Below are 22,070 nucleotides of genomic sequence, written 5' to 3' on the forward strand. Positions count from 1 at the left end.
ATAAGCCGGCTCGCGCGGCCGTCCCGAACGGAAGCTGCGGGACGCGATCGGTTCGTGCTGACGCTAACGGCTCTATAAGAAAGGCCGATCGGTCCGTCGAGGCGGGTGATGACGCACCGAAACCGACGATCGTTCGTGAGCGCGGTCGCGGCGACCGGAACGCTCGGACTCGCCGGCTGTCTCTCGACCGTCGAGGGCTGGCGGGAGACGAACGGATCGGCAGACGGGAACTCGACGCAGTCCGCGTCGGACGGAGACGCCGAGCGCAGCGACGGCGGCAACTCCGTCGCCGACGAACCGTCGGGGCTCCCCGGCGAGTCGATCGCGTCGTTCGAAACCCTCGACGACTGGATGGCGATGATCGACGCGGGCGACCTCGAGGCCGCGACGGACGACCCGTACGCGGGATCGCAGTCGGCGCGACTCACAGCCGACGAGGGGACGGAGTACGCCGCCGTCTACAGGACCTATCCCGACGGCCTGGACCTGCGCGACGCGAACCTCTCGCTGGCGGTGTCGTTCACCGGACGCGAGCAACTCCACCTCGAACTCGAGCTGCTCGCGCCGAACGCGCGCAACGTCTACGCGATGGAACGGACCCTCACCGGTCCGACCGATCGCTGGGTTCGCGTCGACTTCGGCACCGACCGGGTCGAGACCCAACCCGACCTCTCGGACGTGCGCGAAATCCGGATCACCGCCCGCCGTCGGGGCGATTCGTCGGGCCCGATCGACTGCCGGATCGACGACCTCCGCGCCGTCGATCGTCCGGCGACCGGCCGAGTGATGCTCCTGTTCGACGGCACGCTCGAGAGCCACTACGAGACCGCCTTCGAACACATGGACGAGTACGGCTTCGCCGGCGTCGAGGCGGTCATCCCCGAGGCTGTCGGCGAGGGCGGCCGACTCACGCTCGACGCGCTGCACGAACTGAACGACGCCGGCTGGGAGATGGCCGCCCGGCCGCGGACGGGCGCGAACTTCATCCACGAGTTCACGCCCGAGCAACAGGAGGGGATGATCCGGCGGACGAAGGCCTACCTCGAGAACCGCGGCTTCGAGGACGGCGCGAAGCACTTCGTCACGCCGCGGAACGTCCTCGGCACCGAGACCGTCGATCTGGTCCGCGAGTACCACGAGCAGGCCCTCCGGTACGGCGGCGGGCCGAACGCCCTGCCGCTGACCGACCCGCACAACGTGGGCTTCTTCGCCGGCGACGCCGGCGAGGAGGCGCGGACGTACGTCGATCACGCCGCCGAGTACGGCCAACTCGCCGTGTTGCACTTCGAGGAGATCGGCGACGGCGGGATGAGCGAAGACGCGTTCGCCGACCTGCTGGCGTACGTCGACGAGCGACCCGTCGAGGTCGTGACCGCGACGGACCTGCTGGCCGACCGCGGTCGCGGCGGAAGCGGAGGTGACAACTGATGTACCGTGGCAAGAGCGTCGCCGTCGTGCTCCCCGCGTACAACGAGGAGGGGTTCGTCGGCGACGTGATCCGGGAGATGCCCGGCTACGTCGATCGGATCTACGCGATCGACGATCGCTCGACCGACGGCACCTGGGAGGAGATCCTCGAGGCCGCTCGAGCGGACGCGAACGCCGAGCGCCCCGCAAGCCGTAGTCGCGAGGGCGAGGTCGCCGATCGACTCGCGGTTGACGGCGGAACGTCCGCGCTCGCCGCTCGAGCGGCGGTCCGCGATCCGATCGGACGGGTGGTCCCGATTCAACACCGAGAAAATCGCGGCGCCGGCGGCGCGATCAAGACCGGCTACCTGGCCGCGCTCGCAGACGGCACGGACGCGACGGTCACCGTCGACGCGGACGGGCAGATGGACCTGTCGCAGATGCCGCGCCTGCTCGATCCGATCGTCGAGGGCGAGGCCGACTACGCGAAGGGCAATCGCCTCTGCTTCCGGGAGTACCGGTCGGCGATGCCGCGATTCCGGTTCGTCGGCAACGCGATCCTGACGTTCCTGACGAAGATCGCCTCGGGCTACTGGAAGACGATGGACCCGCAAAACGGGTACACGGCCATTTCCGGCGAGGCGCTCGAGGCGATCGACGTCGAAAACCTCTACGAGTACTACGGCTACTGTAACGATCTGCTGGTGAAGCTGAACGTCCACGGGATGCGCGTGGCCGACGTGACGATGCCGGCCGTCTACGGCGAGGAGGAGTCGAGCATCGCGTATTCGGAGTACATCCCGAAGGTGTCGACGATGCTGTTGCGCAACTTCCTGTGGCGGCTGAAGACGAAACACCTCGTGCTCGACTTCCACCCGCTCGCGCTGTTTTACCTCGTCGGCGCGGGGCTGGCCGCGACGAGCGTTTTCGCCGTCGGGCTGACGCTGTTCGCGGCGGTCGCGCCGATCGAGACGGCCGTGCAGGGCTCGAGCATCCTGCTGCTGTTCCTCGGCGGCCTCGCTTTCCTCCTGTTCGCGATGGTGTTCGACATGGGCGAGAGCGAACACCTCGAGATGCAGGTACAGTAGTCGTGCGGTATTGCGATCGTCGCCTTCGTCTTCCGTTCCGAACCCGACGTTTGCACTCGGCTGTCGCTTCGATCGCTGTTCTCTCGCGTCGCTAGGAACGGCTCCGCCGCTCGTGTGATTGTTCTGCGGTACGGGTAAGGCCTACATGCAGCACGGGTAAGGCTACAGGGCAGACGTTTTCAGACGGTTTTAGAGGCAGTGAAAACGGACACCGTCCGTTCGAACGTTCTCCGCGTCCGGTACGGATTCTACAGGGAGAGCAACGCGAGCACGGCTCGAACGTCGACGCCCAGCACGCCGAGGGTGAGCCCCGATACCAGCAGGGAGAGTCCGATCCCGAACAACAGCGTCTGGAGCCAGTTGCGCGAGGACTCGTCCTCGAGCGACTCGAGTCGGGCCCGCAGGCCGCTCGCCGTCGATCCGACCGGGTCGGGGAACGCCGACAGCACCTCGAACGGATCGGTCGGATCCAGCGCGCCGACGAGCAGCGCGAACGCGAGGAAGATCGCGAAGCCGATCGGCGGGACGACGGCCAGCGCGACCCACGGGTTCGAGATCGCCGCGGCGAGTGCGACGATGGGGCCGCCGGCGAGAACGGTCGTCAGCGCCGTGCGGCCCAGACGCGCGTCGGCCAGCGGATCGAACCCGACCCGACGGGCGCTCCAGCAGTGGAAGACGAACATCGACCCGTAGCCGACGCTGGTCGCGATCGCCGCGCCCTGCATGCCGTAGAGCGGGATCAACAGGGCGTTGAGGACGAGGTTGATCCCCGCCGCGACGCCGGTGGCGACGACCGGATACCGGAGCGTGCCGTTCCCCTGCGAGATGGCGAGGATCGGCCTGGCGAGCGCGAACCCGATCGCACCCGGGAGCAACAGCAACAGCGGTTTGATCGCCGGCTCGGCCTCCGAGCCGAAGTACAGCGGGACGGCGACGTCCGCCAGCGCCGCGAGGCCGACCGCCATGACGCCGGTCAGGAGGAACGTGTACCGGGTCGTCCGGGAGGCCAAATCCGTGATTTTTCGCATCCGATTCTGCGACCACAGCTCCGAGGTCGAGTGGACGAACACGGTCTGGAGCGCCAGCGGGACGAACCAGAGGAACTCGGCGATCGTCAGGGCCGCCCGGTAGTTCCCGACCTCTGCGCTCGTCCGGAACCGCTGCAACATCACGATATCGATGTGGTACAGCGACATCAGGAGGAACACGAGGACGATGCTCATCGAGTTGAACGTGAGCATCCGCTTGCGTGGAAACCGCTCGGGCGGCCGCGTGAACACGCACGACAGCGGAACGCGACGGTCCACGAGCGCGAGGCCGGCGGCGGCGACGATCACGCTCGCGAACAGGTGGCCCGCGAGGGCCCCCAGCACCCCGAAGTCGAGGTAGACGAGCGGGATCGCGACCGCGACGAAGCCGACCTTGTCGAGGACCTTCAGCGGCTCCGAGTACCGCTCGAGGCCGAATCCCATCAGCGTCTTCCGGGCGTAGTCCCGGAACTGCGCGGAGAGCACGAGTGCCGCGAGGGCGTAGAAGTACCGCGTCAGTTCCTCGCCGAACGCGGCGGCGACGAGCCCGGACCGGGCCGCGAGCACCAGGAGGACGGCGCCGACGATCGCGAGGACGATCGCCAGTCGAAAGTAGAAGCCGACGACGTGTTCGCTCCAGTTGGCCGCGTTGCGGTCTTCGGCGAGGAACTTCCGGACGCCGTCGGTGATTCCGGAGCTGACGAAGATCATGTAGATGGCGAACGCCGACAGCAGGAACGCGTAGTCGCCGTAGGCCGATGCGCCCAGGAACCGGTACAGGAGCGGCGTCGACACGGCGGTGACGACGAGGACGACGACCTTCGCGCTGACGACCGAGAAGACGCCGCTCGCGATACTCCTGTTCATGGTCACGATCGTGGATGGCTTCCCGATGCCGGCGACCGGCGGCGCCCGTCGCCGTCCGGTCGGCCGCTGTCGTAAACGAGCGACACAGTATCGCTACGGTCTCGTCGACGGTCCCTTATTATACCCGTATTAAACGTCGCTGCGGCCGAAATTTCGGTATCGAAACCGATGGCGCGACCGGCTCTCCCTGCCGGCTGCGATCGGTTTTAGGCGGAATCACGGGGGGCCTGAATCGAGAATCGACGCCAGCGGGGACGAGCGCGCGGGCTCGCTACTCGTAGGTGTTACGCCACGTCAGCACGTCGCTGGCGCCGAGGTCGTCGATGCCGTTGACGATGCGATTGACCCGGAAATCCGCTCCGTCGACGTCCGGGTAGAGGCGAACGGCCTCGAGGTCGCCGTCGTAGGATTCGGCCTCCGAGTCCCGGAGGTGGTTCCCGTCCCCCAGGTCGACGTACGGGTACTGGCTCGCGCGGAGCGTACACTCGTAGAAGGTGGCGTCGTCGCCCGTGAGGACGACCGCGTTCCGGTCGGCGCCGTCGCGACCGGGCTGGTCGACGGTCACGTGACTGAACCGGCAGTTGTCCCGGCCGCACCGGATGCCGTCGCGGAGCCCGGCTGCGGTAACCCCGGCCGCCCCGGAGACGTCGAACCGTTCGACCAGCACTCGATCCTGTTTGTCCGTCTCCCGGATCCAAAGCGGGTAGCCGCCGGCCGTCTCGTGGACGATCCCGCCGCCGGCGATGATCGTTTCGCCCGCTTCCGGGGAGACGACGATGCCGTGGTTCACTCGGTCGCCGCGCACCTCGATCGACGCGTCCTCGATCCGCGCCTGCCGACAGGTGTTGATCACCGAAATCGCGTGGCTAGTCGGCTGCGGCGACGTGATCGAGATATCGACGTTTTCGACGCGGAGGTCGTCGCCGTTCTCGAGGCGGACGCCGCGTTGACTCTTGTCGTACGATCGAGTCCGGTCGACCTCGACCGTCGCGTTTTGGATCCGACTCCCCGCGCCGCCGAGGCGGACGTTCGCGCCGTTGCTGTTCGCGAACCGACCGCCGTCGACGACGACCGTTCCGCGGTCGTTGATCGCGTACAGACCGTTGTCCGGGAACCCGCCGAGTTCGCAGTCCCTGAACTCGAGGTAGCCGACGTTCGTGTTCGCCTCGATGCCGATCGGGCCGCGCCATATGTTCCCCGCGTTGGGCGTCTGATCGGCGTGAACGCCGCCATCAGGCGCGCGGAACCGTTCCACGACTCCCTGTCCGTCCGAATCGCTGACGGCGAACATCCCGGGGCCCCACGTGCCGCTGTCGTGTTCCCCGCGGATCGTCACGTCGCGCACCTGCAGATCCCGCGAGACGGTCGCCTCGATCGTTCGGATCCCCGTGTCGGCAGCCGTCTGATCGACGTCGAACCCCTCGAATCGAAGCCGGCGACCGGGATTGTAGGAGACGCCCAGGCGGAACAGCCGAAACTGCGGCCCGTCGAAGTCGTGGTAGTTCGCGGGGACGAGCGTCGCGTTTTCCCCGAAGAAGCCGATATTCTCGAAGCCCGTAAACCGGAACTGCGAGTCCATGTAGTAGCGCCCCTCCGGAAAGACGAACGCCGTGTTATCGGCTCGAAGTTCCTCGAGGACCGGCGTGATCGACGTCTCGCCGGTGTCGTCCGCGCCGGCCTCGACGACGTCGACGACGTCGTCGTACTCCTCGCGAAACGCCGCGACGGTCGTACTCGCCCCGGATACGATCCCCATCACCGTCGCACCCGAAACCGCGGCGCGACGCAAAAACGTCCGTCGCGACGCGGTAGCGTCGGACGCAGTCGATCGACGACACCCCGTCGTCTTCCCCCGGTTCGAATCTCGCGTGCCACTTCGTTCCGTCATTGATAGTCACTCGTTTTAAAACAACGGCGGGGTTCAGTAACTAGGGGTTCGGATAGCAAGCTTTTAAGTTCGAATTCTAATACGGTAATTGAAACTTACCCTCGATTTTCATATCGGGAACTGTTTCACAGCCGTCAATCGCCCGAAACGAGGGCAACCGAATAATCGGTTTCTGGAGCCGCTACGGCGGTTTAATACCTGTATAAGTGCGTCCGCTGGGCCGGTTCAGCCGGGGCTCGCCGATCCGGTATCGAGAGTTAGACGAACGTGTCTGCAGTCCGATCGGTCTCGACCGTGGCGGCGATCAACGTCGCGATCGCTCGCCGCAGTTTCTGGGAGACCGCCGAATCGGTGACGTCCAGTTGCTCGGCGAGGTCGTCCTGGGTGATCCCCCGCGGCACGTCGAAATACCCGGATTCGTACGCCAGCAGGAGGATCTCGCGTTGCTCCTCGGTCAGGAAGTAGGTGCCGTCGTCGGAGACGGCGGAATCGTACAGCTGCGTCACGCGAAACGAAACGCCGCGGTCGCGATACCACCGCCTGATCGCGGCCAGAGCGTCGCGATCCGGCAGGTGGATCCGAGCGGTCCACCCGCGCCCGTCGCTCGTCACCGCAAAGATGAACAGGTCGTCTTCGGCGCACCGGTAGGGGATGATCTCGAGGTCGGTCTCCACGGTGAGTCGATAGATCGTCCGCTGACCGAACGCGGCGATCCGCGTCGGATTCGAAACGGTGGGATCGTCGCGCATCGCCTCCACGAGGCGGGCACCTGCGTCGCCGAAGGCGGAGACGAATTGGATGCGTCGCCCGTCGCCCGCCGCTTCGTACTCGTGTCGCAGCGACGCGTCTGGGTGGTTCTGTATCGTCGGTACCAGCGGTAGCTCGTCGTGGACCAGACGGACTTCAGCGATAAATCCCATCAGTGGCGGTGTCCGCGAAGTTGGCGTTTCGATCCCATACTTATATCTCGCGTAAGGACCGTTTCGCCCGCTCGAACAGTCGAATCGCGCAAGCGGGCGCCTCACCCGCGATTCCACATCAGTTCATGTACCCGAGATCGGCCAGCCGTTCGGTGACGTCCTCACCCGGGGACGAGCGGTCGTCCCCGTGGCCGTCCACGTCACCGTCGTACGCCGGGTAGGTCGTCGGCTCGACGTCCTCGACGACGGGGACGACGCTGCCGTCCATCCGGTCGCTGTAGGGAAGCCCCATCGACGCCATGATCGTCGGCGCGACGTCGAAGATGTGGGCGCGATCGATCGGCGCCTCGTCGTCGATTCCCTCGCCCATCGCGGCGAAAACGCCGTCGAGCTTGTGATTCCAGGGTTCGGCCGTCTCGAAGTACCCCTCGCCGCCGAGTTGCTCGGTGAGCATGTGCTCGAAATCCGCGGGAATCGTGACGATGTCGACCGTCTCCTCGTGGTAGTCCCCGTGGAAGTACTGTTCGCGCGGCGCGACCGTCTCGAAGAACGGCTCGCCGTCGGGCGTTTCGACCGCCTGCAGCGTCCGAATGAGTTCTTCGCGGAGCGGTTCGTACTCGTCGGGCGAAACGACGCCGTTCGGTTCCCGCCCCTCGAGGTTGATTCGGACGCCGAGTTCCGTCCGCGCGCGGACGTACGCCTTCGACGCGGCGAAGTCGACCTGTTCGTTCGCCGTTCGCGAGACGCCGCCGGGCGCGTGTTCGATCGCGACGTCGGCGAGGCCGACCCGCTCGAGGGCGGCCCGGATGCGACTGGCGGTGATGCCGAACCGGGCGGCGATCGACGCCGCGCGCGCCGCGGTGCCGGGCTCCCAGGTGTCGCAGTTCTCGCCCTCGCGGAGCCGCCGCCGCATCGGGGTCCACGACGGCATCCCCTTGCCGCCCGTCGTCGTCTCGAGGTACCCCTCGTCGCGGAGGAACTCGTTGATCCGGAACTCGTAGCCGTCGTACGGCCCCATTCCGTGGTCGCTGACGAGGAAGACGCGGTCGGGATCGCACGCCTCGAGGATCGCCCCGATCTGTTCGTCGGTCGCCTCGTAGACGGGCTCGATGTATCGGTTTTCGCCACCGAACTCGTGAAAGACGGTGTCGGTCTTCTGGAACTGGACGAACCCGAACGCCGGATCGAACCGGTCGGCGAGGTAGCGAAACGCCTCGCCGCGCATCCGGATCAGGCTCTCGTACTCCGCGAGCTTCTCCGCCTCCGACAGCGAGTCGTCGCCGCGCGTGTAGTTCGGATAGACGCGGTACTCGCCGATCGCCTCCCGGACGTCCGCGAGGACCCCCTCGGGGTGACAGGGCGGATCCTCGGGGCCGAGGAAACCGGGGAGCACCGCGCCGTCGAACTCGTCGGGCGGGTGCGTGACCGGCGCGTTGACGACGACGCTCGAGCGGTCGTGACGGTCGAGCAACGTCCACAGCGGGTGTTCGCGGACGTCGTCGTTGCTCGTCACGTGCCAGTCGTAGCCGTCGTAGCCGACGAACCCGACGACGCCGTGTTTGCCGGGGTTGACCCCGGTGTAGATCGACGGCCAGGCGCTCGGCGTCCACGGCGGAATCTGGGACTCGAGCGGCGCCGCGACGCCGTCGGTACAGAGCCGCTCGATCGTCGGAATCTTGCCGGCGTCGAACAGCCGCTCGAAGACCGGCAAACAGCCAGCGTCGATTCCCACGAGCAGCGTCTCCAGGCTCGTATCGGTTCCAGTACTCGTAGTCGATGCGGCGTCATCTCGACGGTGCGTCCGTGTCATCGGTCGGTATCAGGATTCGTAGCAGTGGCCATCGATTGGATATCGGTACGGGTAGCGGTAGGTTCGATCACCGCCGGACGAACCGCGGCGGCGAACTCGGTCGGCACGACACGACTATCTATCTCCTGCGTGGCATCCGGACAACTTCATTATCAACCCGTTAAACGCGGTCGCTCGCGGTATTACGGCCGATACCGCGACCGAACGGTCTGCCTCGTGAAAGCGGTCAGGCGGAGCAGCGTGGGGCGTTTCCCGTCCGGTTCAGTCCGATTTCGGAACGGCCGCGCGCGCCTCGGTCGCCCGCTCGAGTTCCTCGAGCGCCTCGGCTTCCAGGCGGTCGGCGCTGGACTCGGTTCGCGCCTCGGCCGTCACCCGGACGAGCGGCTCGGTGCCGCTCGCCCGGATCAGGAACCAGCCGTCGTCGCGGTCGACGTAGACGCCGTCCGTGGCGTCGACGTCCTCGTCCGGATACTGGTCGCGGATCCTGCCGCGGATCCGGTCCACGACGGCGTTCTTGTCCTCGACCTCGAGCGACTGCCGCCGAATCGGGTACGTCTCGATCGCCGCGACCTGTTCGGAGAGCGGGCCGCGGTCGGCGACGAGTTCGACGAGCTTGCAGGCGGCGAGCGGGCCGTCGGGACACGGGATCTCGTCGGGCCAGATCCAGGCGCCGCTGGGCTCGCCGCCGAAGACGACTCTCGAGTCCGTCGCGCGCTCGGCCACGTAGCCGTCGCCGACCGGCGTCCGGCTCACCGACGCGCCGATAGCGGCGAGCGCGTCGTCGACGGCCATGCTCGTCCCGACCGGCGCGGCGACGACGGGTCGATCGACGGCCGCGTCGCTCGCGGCTGCTCGAGCGAACAGCGCGAGCAGGACGTCCTTCGGGACGAACGTGCCGGTCTCGTCGACGGCCAGCATCCGGTCGGCGTCGCCGTCGTGGGCGATTCCCAGGTGGGCGTCGGTCGCCGCGACCTGCGACGCCAGCTCGGTGAGCGTCTCTCGAGTCGGCTCGCTCGGCCGGCCCGGGAACCGGCCGTCCCGCTGGCCGTTCAGCGTGACGACGTCGCAGCCGAGATCCGCCAGCGCGCGTGCGGTGACCCCGCCGGCACCGTTGCCGACGTCGACGACGACGCGCAGCGAGTCGTCGATCGAGACGGCCGCGGTCAGGTCGGCCGCGTGGCGATCGATCGGCTCGCTCAGCGACTCGCTCGATCCGTGTCCGTCCCAGGCTGCGAGGTCGTACTCGTCGCGGTCGATTCGACGCGCGATCGCCTCGAGCCGGTCGCGATCGAACGCCGTCCCGTCGGCCGACCAGAGTTTGATCCCGTTGTCCGGGGCGGGGTTGTGCGACGCCGTCACGACGATTCCCGCATCCGCACCGGTTCGCACGACGGCTCTCGCGACCGTCGGCGTCGACGCGATGCCGGCCTCGAGGACGTCCGTTCCGCACTCCCGGAGTCCGGCGGTCAGCGCATCGGAGAGCACGGCGCCGCTCTCTCGGACGTCCCGACCGACGACGACTCGCTCGTAGCCGTCGGCGGCGACGGCCCGTCCGACGGAGAGGGCGAGCTCGGCCGTCACGTCTTCGCCAACGGTTCCACGGATTCCGCTCGTTCCGAACATACGCCCCTCCACCGCGAACGCGCGGATTACTATAGCGTCGTTAAGCTGCTCGCCCCGGCGATCGTCTCCAGTTCAGGATCAGTGTAGCGACGGACGATAGCGACTGCGCTCGAGGCGGAGAGACCGTTACCGATCTCGAGTGACGACCGCCCCCGGCTCGGTGGTCGCCCCCGATGAGAGCGTCACGCCGGCGTTGAGGCTCGTGTTGATGCCCGTTTTGACGCCGTCGCCGAGGACGACGCCGAACTTCCGGCGGCCCGTCGAGACGCGCTCGCCCTTGACGGTCGTCCGGACGGGCTCGCCGTCGTGGCGGAGATTCGCGACCGTCGTTCCCGCGCCGAGGTTCACGTCCCGGCCGAGCACGCTGTCGCCGACGTACGAGAGGTGATTGACGCGCGCGCCGGGCAACAGGACGCTGTTCTTGATCTCGACCGCGTGGCCGACGGACGCGTCTTTCCCCACGACCGTCGCGCCGCGGACGTAGGCGTTCGGCCCCACGGTCGCCCCGGACCGAATCAGCGCCGGCCCTTCGACGACGACGCCCGCCCGAACCGTCGCTCCCTCCTCGACGACGACCGGGCCCTCGAGTGTCGCGTCCGGGCTGACCTCGCCGCTCAGGCTCCGCTCTAAACCGCGCAGTCGCCGCTCGTTCGCCTCGAGCAACTCCCACGGCCGACCGACGTCGAGCCACCCCTCGAGTTCCACCGGCGTGACGTCGGCCTCCCGGATGACCCGCGAGAGGACGTCGGTGAGTTCGTACTCGCCGCGCTCGCTCTTCGGCACGTCGAGGTACTCGAGCGCGCCTCGAGGGAACACGTACGCGCCGGCGTTGGCCAGCGTTCCGGGCGGATCGTCCGGCTTTTCGACGATACCGGTCACCGTCCCGTCCTCGACGTCGAGGATCCCGTAGTTCGACGGCTCCTCGACGCGCGTCGAGCCGATACTCGGGCCGGCGCGGAACAGTTCGGCGAGCGATTCCGGCTCGTATACGATGTCGCCGTTCACGACCGCGAACCGGTCGTCGACGTACTCGCTGGCGGCGCGGAGGGCGCTCGCCGTTCCGTTCTGTTCGGACTGGACCGCGTACCGGATCGGGACGTCGGCGTACGAGTCGCCGAAGTGCTCGTGAACAGCGTCCCCCTCGTAGCCGACGACGAGAACGATCTCGTCCGTTCCGGCGGCCACCGCGGCCCGAAGCGTGTGTTCGACCAGCGGCTGCCCGGCGACCGGAAGCATCGGTTTCGGCGTCGTTTCGGTGAGCGGACGCATTCGCGATCCCATCCCTGCCGCGAGAACGACGGTTTGCATACTCGGGACGATACCGCCGCGGCGTTTGCTTATACTGGTGTTAAATGCCCGCGACCGGTCGTTTTGCGTCGTTCGATGCCGACACGTATCCAGATCCGCGATCGTCGACGGCTGGATCCGAGACCGGACGCAGGTACGACCCCGATTCCGTCGACTCGGAACTCGGTTGCCCACGGGTTCGTGACCGGGCCCCCATTCGCTGTAACGGTGCAGTCCACGTCCCAGGTAGCAATAGAGCGACCGTCGTCCGCTTAGTCGGCGTATAGATGCCGAACAGGGCCGATTACGTAACCGGTAATTCCTGTCACGATTGCAACCGAACGGTTGCTCTGACTGCAAGAATTACAATCCGTCTTAACTGAAACTAATCGTTGAAACGGACTCTCAGCCTTATTTATCGCTCCGTCGTCGCCTCGAACGCACGCTATGAAGGCACCAGACCTCGACAGACGCCGATTCACGAAGGCAGTCGGCGTCGGCATGGTTGCAGCGCTGGCTGGCTGTACGAACGACGAGAACTCCGATTCGACGTCGAGTGACGACGCGCCCGATGACACCGAATCGGGCGACGAAAGCGGGACGGGCACCGAAGATGCAACGGGCGGAGACGAAACGGGTGCCGACGGAGACACCGAGGACGGAGACACCGAGGACGGTGACAACGAGAGCACCGGGTTCAACGAGACGAACGAAACCAGCGGCGATGACGAACTCGGTGCGAACGAGACCGACGAAGACAACGAAACGAACGAAAGCGACGGCCTTACTGACAGCGACGAGAGTCAAGACACCGAAACTGACGGAGGCGGAACCGACGAAGCCGAATAACTGACCGGTTCGCGGTGCGTCTCACGCTCGGCTGGCGATTCCGTTGCGAACGCCGGAGCCGAAACTGGTCACGCCAGTCGATCCGGAATCTCACAGCGATCGTTTTCATTTTGCGAGGTCCGACCGCATACTGTCACCGCCGCTGCACTGGGTATAGCGAACTCACGAACGAACCGGTCGGACGGTCCGCGAACCGAGCGGGATTCGTCATACACCCCATCGGTCGCAATTGAGGGCGACCACTGACGTGGGACGGGAAGCCGTCCTTCGCGATCGAGGGACTGGACATCCTTGCACTCCCGTTCGGGGATCCCACCCTACCCTATCCCTTCAGGGGAGGGCCGTCACTCGTCCTCTCGCAGCGGCGCCTCGAGTTTCGCGACGTCGATGATGACCTTATTCAGCGAGTCGTCGACGGCGACGACGACGCCGGCGAGCACGAGACTCGAGACTGGCGTCGGTCCGACGGCGATTTCGTCTCCCTCCGAGAGCTCGCGAAGCGACTGCTGGAAGCGAACGCGTGCGCGACACGAATCTGGATGGTGAACGTTCGTAAACTCGATTTCGTCGACGGTGGCGTCGACGCGGTCGAAGTTCCGAGCGAGAACGACGGTCTCAGCGTCGTCGAGCTGATCGCGGTCGAGGGCCTCGTACGCGCTGGCGGTCGGCTTGTAGCCGCCTTTCGGTCCGGGAATCCCCTCGACGAGGCCGAGCGACGTGAGCGACTGCATCTGATTGCGAAGCGTGCCGGCGTCTCGATCGAGTTCGGTCGCAAGCTGTTTGGCCGTTATCGGAGAATCTGTCCCCTGAAATTCGTTGATGAGCGTCGTCAGCGTTCGTCGTTGTCGACTCGTAAGATCAATTTGATTCATACGGGTTCTCGTTCGTTTGTAATGGGTGTGTTTATCTATTAAAGACTTAGGGAAACAAATAGCCCCTATTATTGATATATTGTGAACGATCGTTAATATTGTTTCGTCCGCGTTCGGAACCCGTCTATCCGACGCTCACAGCGGTCCGACAGCCAGTGCTAATTCCAGTCGGCACCTCGTTCCGAACGTATCGATCGTGGTATTCGTCCGATCAGAACCGTTTTTACCACGTAACTGAATATCTGCGTGGGATGCTACTCTCCGGAACGGTTATCGCTGATTCGACGACGATCATCGACGACGGTGCGGTCGTCGTCGACGGATCACGGATCGAAGCCGTCGGGCGACGCGACGAACTCCGCGACCGTTATCCGGATCGCGAGGAACGAACGTACGACATCCTCGCGCCGGGGCTGGTCGGCGGCCACCTCCACTCGGTCCAGAGCCTCGGCCGCGGTATCGCCGACGACTCGGAACTACTCGAGTGGCTGTTCGAGTACGTTCTTCCGATGGAAGCGTCGCTCTCGCCCGAGGAGATGGAAATCGCCGCGAAACTGGGCTACCTCGAGATGATCGAGAGCGGGACGACGACGTGTATCGATCACCTCTCGGTCAACCACGCCGACCGCGCGTTCGACGCGGCCGGCGAGATCGGAATCCGCGGCGTGCTCGGCAAGGTGCTGATGGACCAGCGCTCGCCCGCGGGGTTGTTGGAGGACACCGACGAGGGACTGGCTGAGAGCGAACGTCTGATCGAACGGTACCACGGCGCCTTCGACGATCGCATCCGGTACGCGGTGACACCGCGGTTCGCCGTCTCCTGCAGCGAGGCCTGTCTGCGCGGCGCCCGCGAACTCGCCGACGCCTACGACGGCGTCCGGATTCACACCCACGCGAGCGAAAATCGCGACGAGATCGAGACCGTCGAGGACGACACCGGGATGCGGAACATCCACTGGCTCGACGAGGTCGGACTCACCGGCGAGGACGTCGTTCTAGCCCACTGCGTTTGGACGTCCGAGAGTGAACGTGAACTACTCGCCGAGACCGGCACGCACGTCACGTACTGCCCGTCCTCGAACATGAAACTCGCGAGCGGCATCGCGCCCATCACCGACTACCTCGAGCGCGGCATCAACGTCGCGATCGGCAACGACGGCCCGCCGTGTAACAACACGCTCGATCCGTTCACCGAGATGCGACAGGGGAGCCTCCTGCAGAAGGTCGACGCGTTGGATCCGGTCGCCGCGTCGGCCGAGACGCTGTTCGAGATGGCGACGGTAAACGGCGCGAAAGCCGCCGGTTTCGACCGCCTCGGCGCGCTCAGGGAAGGGTGGCGAGCCGACATCATCGGTCTGAACACCGACGTGACTCGAGCGACGCCGCTCCACGATCCGCTCTCGCACCTCGTCTTCAGCGCGCACGGGGACGACGTCGCCTTCACGATGGTCGACGGCGAGGTGCTCCTCGAGAACGGCGAGGTCCGCACCGTCGATGCCGACGAGGTCCGAGCCCAGGCGTCGGCGATCGATCTCGACCTCGAGGAGTACCGCGATCGGGCGACCGAAGCGTAACTGTTCCGTCGGCTACTCGAGGGGTGCAGTGATCCGGTATTGCCGCTCGGTCACCGAGGGTCGTCCGCTCGAGTACGAACGACGATAGATTACGGTTCTGCCGCCGAATCAATTCCGTGTCGTCTTCGATCTGAGTCGGATATCTAATTATATCCTCCATGTTTCACTACCGTTGTGAATTTGATATGGAGACTACCTTCTCATCCTCAAAACGCCTACAAAAATGACTATATACTGATTAGATTAAGTTGGTGTATTAGATCAAGGACATTCGGAAGAGAGGGTGTCCCGTGCTGTGGTTCGGATATATGTGGGCTGAAAACCTCTTGTAATGGTCTTCGCACCGGTTCGTCATATTGATTCTGTCGATTTTACAGTCTTTCTTCAATATAAGTGAATCGTTCCTCCATCCGCGTTCTATAGGTCCGCCGGTAAAATACTTTATTTGATGGTTTCTAACTCCTATCTGACAGACGACTATTTAGGTCGGACGTACTGATCATCAAATTAGTATGCTAACGTAGCCGTCGATCAACGAGTAGATTGGAAACGGGAGACTCGGAACCGCCGTCTCACGGTTCACAGTAGAGGGTCATCCCGTTCCGAACGCACTCGATCCGCAACGGATCGTCGTAGGTCACCGTGACGTGGTCGATCGCCTGTACGTAGTGCGACGGAACGCCACTTCGGGAGTGTTCGTTGAGTTGGCTGATTAATCCGGCATCGTGGAGGTTTTCCACCTTTCTGTACGCTGTCGACTGCGGGAGATCGAGTTCGTCGGCTATGTCACTCACCGTCGCCGGGTCTTCGAGGAAGAGGTAGATCTCCCTCGCATCGTCGTCGTTGAGCAGTTCGATGAGCTGTTTCGGATTACAACCGAGCGCACCGTCCCGTCCGGCGCGGGCACACGCGGTCGATTCGTTGACTGTGTCGGTCATATGTGTTTCTTCGACGGCAGTTCGTAAACGCGGACCGGGTGGTTCCCGCGAAATGAATGCCGACCTGATCATGTTCACGCCTTAAGTTGATCCGCGTTCGACGGCGCGGGCGCATCCGATGCTGACACAACGTTCGGCTCTCGCGCCCACCGAATTCGGTCTCCGGGAACCGGTTTCGACAACGGAATCGTTATATCCTCGAGTTAGCAATATCAGGAGAGAATGAGAGGTCGCGTTGCTGCTCACCGGACCGGGGCGTCTCGGAGCCGACGAACGGGTGATCGCCGATGAGGGTCGGCGTCGTCGGCGCCGGCATTTCGGGCCTGTCACTGGTCCACGCCCTCGCGGACCGCGACGTTGACGTCGTCGCCTTCGAGGCCCGGGACGAACCCGGCGGGATCATGCGAAGCCGACGTATCGACGGTCGCGTCGTCGAACTCGGCCCGCAGCGCCTCCGGCTGACCCCGAGCATCGAATCGATGGTCGACGAACTCGGGCTTCGCGATCAGCTCCAAAGGGGTGACGACGACCAGCCGCTGTACATCTACTACGACGGCAAGCTGCGTGTCGTTCCATTGTCTGTTCGCGAGGCGCTGACGACCGACCTCCTGAGTCCGCTCGGCAAGCTGCGGATTCTGAAGGAGCCCCTTACCGACTCGGCGCGGCCTAACGAGACCGTCGACGAGTTCCTCGTTCGGAAGTTCGGCCGTCAGGCCGCCCGTCGATACATGGGTCCGCTGTACAGCGGCCTGTACGGCACCGATCCCCAGGACATGTTGGTCGAGTACTCGCTCGGACGCGCCCTCGAGAACGCCGGCATCGACGGCAGTATCCTCGCGGCGATCGTTCGACGGGTCCTCTCGGACCGCGAGACCCCGCCGATCTGTACGTTCGAGAACGGGCTCGGCGAACTGTCGGAGCGACTGTACGAGGAACACGCCGACGCGGTCTCCCTCGAGACGCCCGTTACCGAAATTCGGGCGGCCGACGGCGGCTACGAACTCCTCACGGACGACGGACGCGAAGTCGTCGACGAGGTCGTGGTAACGACGCCGGCGGGGACGAGTGCCGACTTACTCGAGCCCGTGGATTCGGAGCTGGCGGCGACGTTAGAGCGGTTCAACTACAATCCGATCGGCGTCGTCTTCCTCGAGTCGTCGTTCGACGGCGAGGGGATCGGGTCGCTCGTTCCGTCGACGGAGGACGTTCCGATCAGCGGGCTCACGTGGAACGCGAGTTTCCTCGATCGCGACGGGGTATTTACCTGTTACATCGACCCGGGTCGCTATCCGGCGATGCCCGACAGCAGCGACGAGGAACTGGGCTCGGTCGCGGCGCAGGCGTTCGAGCGGATTACGGGCGCGCCGGCGACGCCGATCCACGTCCACCGCTGGAATCCCGGGATGCCCGCGTACGATCGATCGTGGACCGCGATGGACGACCTCGAGTTGCCGTCGAGCGTCCACCTCTGTTCGAATTACGTCGGCCGGCCCGGCATTCCCGGTCGGATCCGAAACGCCACGCGACTCGCCGAGGAAATCGCTAAGTAAGGTTGCACCTCGTTGCAGTCACGTATCCTCTTGTTCTGGACTGCCGAGTCCGAAGTATCTATACCGGACCCATCCTAACGCTCGCCTATGCAGACAGGAATAGTCCTGCTGAACTTCGGAGAACCGTCGACGCCGGATCGGGATGTGGTGCTCGACTATCTCACGCGAATCTTCTACGACAACGCCTCCCTCGAGGAGGCCGACTCCGAGGAGGCCGCGTGGGAACGCTCGCGCGAACTGGCCCAACGACGCTTACCCGGCCTCATGGAGGAGTACGAGGAGATCGGCGGCTCGCCGCTCCAGGAGCAAGCGGACGCACAGGCCGAGGCGCTCGCGGCCGAACTCGCCGACCGCGGCCACGATGACGACGTCGAAGTCTACCGCGCGATGCAGTTCATGGAACCGCTGATCCCGGACGTCGCCGAGGAACTGGCCGACGACGGGGTCGACTCGGTCGTCGCCGTGCCGATCTACCCGCTGTGTGGTCCCTCGACGACCGTCTCGTCGATCAACTCCCTCGAGTCCGCCATCGAGGAAATCGACGGCTACGAGCCGGACGTCGCCTCGCTCACCGGCTGGCACCGGTCGCCGGCCTACAACCGCATCAGGGCCGACTCGATCACGGGGTTCGCCGACGACGAAGGAATTGATCTGCAGGATTCGGATACCGCCTTCGTCTTCTCCGCCCACGGTACGCCGACGAAGTACCTCGAGGAGGGGAGTCGGTACGATCAGTACGTGGAGGAACACGCCGAGGCCCTCGCCCGGATGATCGGGATCGACGACTACGAGATCGGCTACCAGAACCACGAGAACCGCAATATCTCTTGGACCGAACCTGAGACCGAGGAGGTCGTCGAGGAGATCGGCCGCAACGACGAGGCGGACCGCGTCGTCGTCGAGCCGATGAGCTTCATGCACGAGCAGTCCGAGACGCTCGTCGAACTCGATATCGACCTCCGTGAGGACGCCGAGGAAGTCGGTCTCGACCTTCACCGGGTGCCGGTTCCCCACGACGATCCGCGCTTCCCGGAACTGCTCTCGGATCTGGTCGAGCCGTTCCTGTCGGGCTTCGAGCCGTCGTACTACAACCTCCGGCAGTGCCAGTGTCGCGACGAACCCGGGACGTACTGCATGAACGCCGGCCTCCAACCCCAGTAAGCGGGAGCGGGGCGGTTCGGCAACTCCGATACCGATTCGAAATCAGTTCTCGAGACGGAGCCGAGTTACGCGTCGTCCGCGTTTTTCGCCGCCTCGAAGAACGCCTCGACGTTTTCGACCGGCGTGTTCCGATCGACGCCGTGACCGAGATTGAGGATGTGACCGCCCTCGTCGGCGGCGTCGATGACTTCTCGCGTGCGTTCGCGGACCGTATCCGGCTCTCCGTACAGTAGCGCCGGATCGAGGTTACCTTGGATCGCCACGTCCGCATCCGCGAGTTCCTCGCGAGCTTCCCCGATATCGACCGTCCAGTCGAGTGCGACAACGTCGGCCCCGCTGTCGGCCAACAACTCGAGGTTGCCGCTCACGTTCCGGACGAACACGATCGTCGGAACGTCGACGGCCTCGAGGATTTCCTGGTGAAGCGGCAGGAGGAACTCGCGGTAGTCCGACGGCGAGAGCAGGCCGGCGTAGGTGTCGAACAGCTGGATTGCGTCCGCACCCGACTCCTCTTGGTAGGTGACGTACTCGACGAGGATGTCGGTAAACGCCCGGAGCAGGCGTTCGAACGCCTCGGGGTGTTCCGCTCGGAGTCGCCGGATTTCCATGAACGACCGCGACGAGACGCCCTCACAGACGTACGCACCGAGGGTGAACGGCCCGCCCGCAAAGCCAAGCACTGCAGCTTGCTCGCCGAGTTCCGCCGTCAGCCGCTCGAGAAGGGCGCCGACGTAGTCGAGTTCCTCGCGGACGTCGCCGCGCTCCCGGTCCGTGTCGGCCGGCGATTCGACCGGGTTCTCGACGACCGGGCCGACGCCGGACTCGAGGTGATAGGAGAAGCCGAGCGGCTCGAGAACCGTGAGAATATCCGAGTACATGACGACGCCGTCGGGGCGGAACCGTTCCCAGGGTTGGAGCGAGATTTCGGCGGCGACCTCCGGCGTCGAGATCGCCTCGAGAAACGAGTAGTCCTCCCGGAGTTCCCGGTACTCGGGGAGATACCGCCCGGCTTGGCGCATCATCCACACCGGCGGGCGATCAGTTTGTTCGCCCCAGGCCGCGTCGATGAACAGTTGTTTCATGGCCCTCCGTTAGGTGGGAGGAAGCCTAATAGTTGTGAAACACGGCGAAACCGTGTCGTCGATAGTCATACACCGCATCCGATCGTAGTACTCGTTTGCATCGCTCTTCGCCCCCATTCGGATCGGATCGTAACGATTCTGATTATTTTCGTCCGTTCGGTACTGGCGAGGGGTTGATAACCCCTATTTGTCGGAATCGACGTGATCAGGGGTACACCGTGCTAGGGCCTGGCTATCCCGCTATATGCGGTGCAGCTGCCGCTCTGTACTCATCCTGTTCTTGGAACATACCAACCGGCGGGTACGGTTTTCACTTCATCCAGTGCCACTGATCATCAGTTGCTTCCACTGTAGACTGTCGGCTCTATCACCGTTCTCCACATATGTTTGATACAGGACACGTTGGCCAGCGAGCGATCCGAGTACCGATCGCGTTTAGAACTATCGGTCGTCTCCGCTTTCGTTTCCCTGATATGGAAAAATCCGATCTAACGGCTTCTATACCCACGTACTCGTCTTACCACCACGGGCACTGGACTCACGACGTCGTTCGCTTAGGGAATATCGTCTATCTCTTGCCCAAACACCCAAAAACACTTCACTTTACTGTAACTGATATTTCCTATCATATGTACGTTGGAGATGGCTTTCGGCACGGATCTGTCTTACTTCGTGACTAGTTCTGCTCTACTCATGATTCGGCTCTAGCAGTCCGTAGCCCTCTTCGGTTTACAATAGTATGGCTGTATAATCATTCTCGACGGAGTAGTGAGGATCGCTTTCGTCTCTTGTCCAGCGCAGTAGCGCTCTATCGCGGATCGGTACTCGTTCACTTGGAAATGAACGCTCGACTCGATCGATTACTCGAGCCGATTATATAGTATTAAACGAATTGGCGCGTGTTCGCCCTTGTACCGACCGTACACCGATTTCAAGGGTCGAGCTCCCGTCTCCCGCTCGAGCGGATCGACTACGCAACTGACGTGTTCACTGATAACGAACGCAGAAATGCCACACGTCGGTCACTATCGCGTCAAATCTGTCCCTCTATGAGGTACGTAGTCGGTGGAAAGACGCACACGGAGTCCGGTTCAAGCGATGTCCCAACGGAGGGCGTTTCAATCGACAGACGCCACCGATTTCGATATCGTTGAACGACGATTTGACGAGAAATGTCGACGACGGCGCGGTGGTTTCGTCGCTACTCCTTGAGCGCACCCTGTGTGAGTCCGCTTACGATGCGCTCTTGGGCAACCATGACGATCACCGCCATCGGGATCACGCCGATGATACTCGCCGCGGCCATCAGGTTGTACTCGACCTGCTGTGTCCCCTGGAAGGCGAAGATTCCGTGGAGGATCGGCGCCCAGTCATCTGGGGTGCCCGTGACCATCAGATACGAGAAGAAGAACTCGTTGTAGACGATAATAAAGGTCAAAATCCCGGCCGTCGCGACGCCCGGCGCAGATAGCGGAACGATGATTCGCCAGAGAGCCCCGATCCGCGTCGATCCCTCGATTCGAGAGGCGTCCTCGAGTCCGTCGGGAATCTGCCGGTAAAACGTCGTCAGCAGGAAGATGATCAGCGGCATCGTAATGGCGCTCAGCGGCATGACGATGCTCCACGGCGTGTTGTAGAGTTCGGGTGACTCGAGACCGATCAGGCTGACCTGTCCGGTGAACAGCCGATACAGTGGAATGAGGAACGCGACCGGCGGGAAGTAGGAGATCACGAGGGTTAGCAGCAACAACGGTGTCCGACCGCGGAACTCGTATCGACCGAAGACGTAGCCGGCGATGCTGCCGACGAACAGGACGATGATCGTCGAGAGCGCAGCGATGATGACGCTGTTCAGGATGTAGAGGTGGAAGGGCACGGTCTCGAACACCTCGAGAAAGGCGCCAGGGTTGAACCCTTTCGGGACGACTCCCATATCCGCCATTTGGTTGGTTGGCGTCAGCGCGAGGACGAACAGCCAGTAGAACGGGAACAGCGAGACCGTCAGGAAAAAGCCGAGCCCGACGTAGGTGAGCCACCGGTAGACGGTATCGGGATCGTGGATCGCTTTGCTGGCGGTTCGCTCGACTACGTTGTCGCTTTCGTCGGCTGTGGATGCGTCTGCCATG

Annotated in this window: 16 protein-coding genes; 6 read left to right on the forward strand and 10 right to left on the reverse strand. The window is 64.1% G+C overall.

Annotated features, from left to right (window positions below; translation table 11 throughout):
* The first annotated feature begins 108 nt into the window (after positions 1-108).
* Together ATJ93_RS19370 and ATJ93_RS19375 are read left to right on the forward strand one after the other, a co-directional pair.
* On the forward strand, positions 109-1,428 hold the full coding sequence (locus tag ATJ93_RS19370) for a polysaccharide deacetylase family protein (RefSeq protein WP_120246298.1): 1,320 nt from the start codon (positions 109-111) through the stop codon (positions 1,426-1,428).
* Positions 1,428-2,495 (forward strand): glycosyltransferase family 2 protein, encoded by a 1,068-nt coding sequence (locus ATJ93_RS19375; RefSeq protein ID WP_120246299.1) that lies wholly within the window; start codon positions 1,428-1,430, stop codon positions 2,493-2,495. The genes ATJ93_RS19370 and ATJ93_RS19375 overlap by 1 nt, the downstream gene beginning before the upstream one ends.
* A gap of 248 nt (positions 2,496-2,743) precedes the next feature.
* Here ATJ93_RS19375 and ATJ93_RS19380 read toward each other — a convergent pair whose 3' ends face one another.
* The 6 genes from ATJ93_RS19380 to glmU form a co-directional block, all read right to left on the reverse strand.
* Positions 2,744-4,390 (reverse strand): flippase, encoded by a 1,647-nt coding sequence (locus ATJ93_RS19380; RefSeq protein WP_120246300.1) that lies wholly within the window; start codon positions 4,388-4,390, stop codon positions 2,744-2,746.
* A 271-nt stretch (positions 4,391-4,661) separates the two neighbouring features.
* Entirely contained in the window at positions 4,662-6,146 is a 1,485-nt protein-coding gene (locus ATJ93_RS19385) for a right-handed parallel beta-helix repeat-containing protein (RefSeq protein ID WP_245977708.1), read from the reverse strand.
* Between the two features lie 389 nt (positions 6,147-6,535).
* Positions 6,536-7,198 carry a helix-turn-helix domain-containing protein gene (locus tag ATJ93_RS19390; RefSeq protein ID WP_120246302.1) on the reverse strand — a complete coding sequence of 221 codons (663 nt, stop codon included), beginning with the start codon at positions 7,196-7,198 and terminating at the stop codon, positions 6,536-6,538.
* A gap of 118 nt (positions 7,199-7,316) precedes the next feature.
* Positions 7,317-9,008: an alkaline phosphatase family protein gene (locus ATJ93_RS19395; RefSeq protein WP_120246303.1), complete on the reverse strand. Its 1,692-nt coding sequence runs from the start codon at positions 9,006-9,008 to the stop codon at positions 7,317-7,319.
* A gap of 261 nt (positions 9,009-9,269) precedes the next feature.
* Entirely contained in the window at positions 9,270-10,631 is a 1,362-nt protein-coding gene (glmM, locus tag ATJ93_RS19400; RefSeq protein ID WP_120246304.1) for a phosphoglucosamine mutase, read from the reverse strand.
* Positions 10,632-10,757: 126 nt separating this feature from the next.
* A complete protein-coding gene (gene glmU / locus ATJ93_RS19405) occupies positions 10,758-11,939 on the reverse strand; it encodes a bifunctional sugar-1-phosphate nucleotidylyltransferase/acetyltransferase (protein WP_120246305.1) in 1,182 nt (393 codons plus the stop codon).
* Positions 11,940-12,365: 426 nt separating this feature from the next.
* On the opposite strand from glmU, the gene ATJ93_RS19410 reads away from it, so the two are divergent.
* Positions 12,366-12,767, forward strand: a complete 402-nt coding sequence (locus ATJ93_RS19410; protein WP_120246306.1) for a hypothetical protein — start codon at positions 12,366-12,368, stop codon at positions 12,765-12,767.
* Between the two features lie 344 nt (positions 12,768-13,111).
* Here the strand turns inward: ATJ93_RS19410 and ATJ93_RS19415 are convergent, their stop codons facing one another.
* A complete protein-coding gene (locus tag ATJ93_RS19415) occupies positions 13,112-13,639 on the reverse strand; it encodes an HTH domain-containing protein (protein WP_120246307.1) in 528 nt (175 codons plus the stop codon).
* A 251-nt stretch (positions 13,640-13,890) separates the two neighbouring features.
* On the opposite strand from ATJ93_RS19415, the gene ATJ93_RS19420 reads away from it, so the two are divergent.
* Positions 13,891-15,213 carry a 5'-deoxyadenosine deaminase gene (locus ATJ93_RS19420; protein ID WP_120246308.1) on the forward strand — a complete coding sequence of 441 codons (1,323 nt, stop codon included), beginning with the start codon at positions 13,891-13,893 and terminating at the stop codon, positions 15,211-15,213.
* A gap of 572 nt (positions 15,214-15,785) precedes the next feature.
* Here ATJ93_RS19420 and ATJ93_RS19425 read toward each other — a convergent pair.
* Complete coding sequence (locus ATJ93_RS19425; RefSeq protein ID WP_120246309.1) at positions 15,786-16,151, reverse strand: helix-turn-helix domain-containing protein; 366 nt, start codon at positions 16,149-16,151, stop codon at positions 15,786-15,788.
* Positions 16,152-16,438: 287 nt separating this feature from the next.
* Here ATJ93_RS19425 and hemG point away from each other — a divergent pair, with 287 nt between their 5' ends.
* Together hemG and hemH are read left to right on the forward strand one after the other, a co-directional pair.
* A complete protein-coding gene (gene hemG / locus ATJ93_RS19430) occupies positions 16,439-17,701 on the forward strand; it encodes a protoporphyrinogen oxidase (RefSeq protein WP_120246310.1) in 1,263 nt (420 codons plus the stop codon).
* 87 nt (positions 17,702-17,788) lie between these two features.
* Positions 17,789-18,862: a ferrochelatase gene (gene hemH, locus ATJ93_RS19435; RefSeq protein ID WP_120246311.1), complete on the forward strand. Its 1,074-nt coding sequence runs from the start codon at positions 17,789-17,791 to the stop codon at positions 18,860-18,862.
* A gap of 65 nt (positions 18,863-18,927) precedes the next feature.
* On the opposite strand, the gene hemE is transcribed toward hemH, so the two are convergent.
* Both hemE and ATJ93_RS19445 read right to left on the reverse strand, forming a co-directional pair.
* On the reverse strand, positions 18,928-19,944 hold the full coding sequence (gene hemE / locus ATJ93_RS19440; RefSeq protein ID WP_120246312.1) for a uroporphyrinogen decarboxylase: 1,017 nt from the start codon (positions 19,942-19,944) through the stop codon (positions 18,928-18,930).
* A 1,201-nt stretch (positions 19,945-21,145) separates the two neighbouring features.
* A complete protein-coding gene (locus ATJ93_RS19445; RefSeq protein ID WP_120246313.1) occupies positions 21,146-22,069 on the reverse strand; it encodes a carbohydrate ABC transporter permease in 924 nt (307 codons plus the stop codon).
* Between the last annotated feature and the right edge of the window lies 1 nt (position 22,070).

Origin of the sequence: Halopiger aswanensis (genome assembly GCF_003610195.1) — an archaeon.
GTDB classification, from domain to species: Archaea; Halobacteriota; Halobacteria; order Halobacteriales; family Natrialbaceae; genus Halopiger; species Halopiger aswanensis.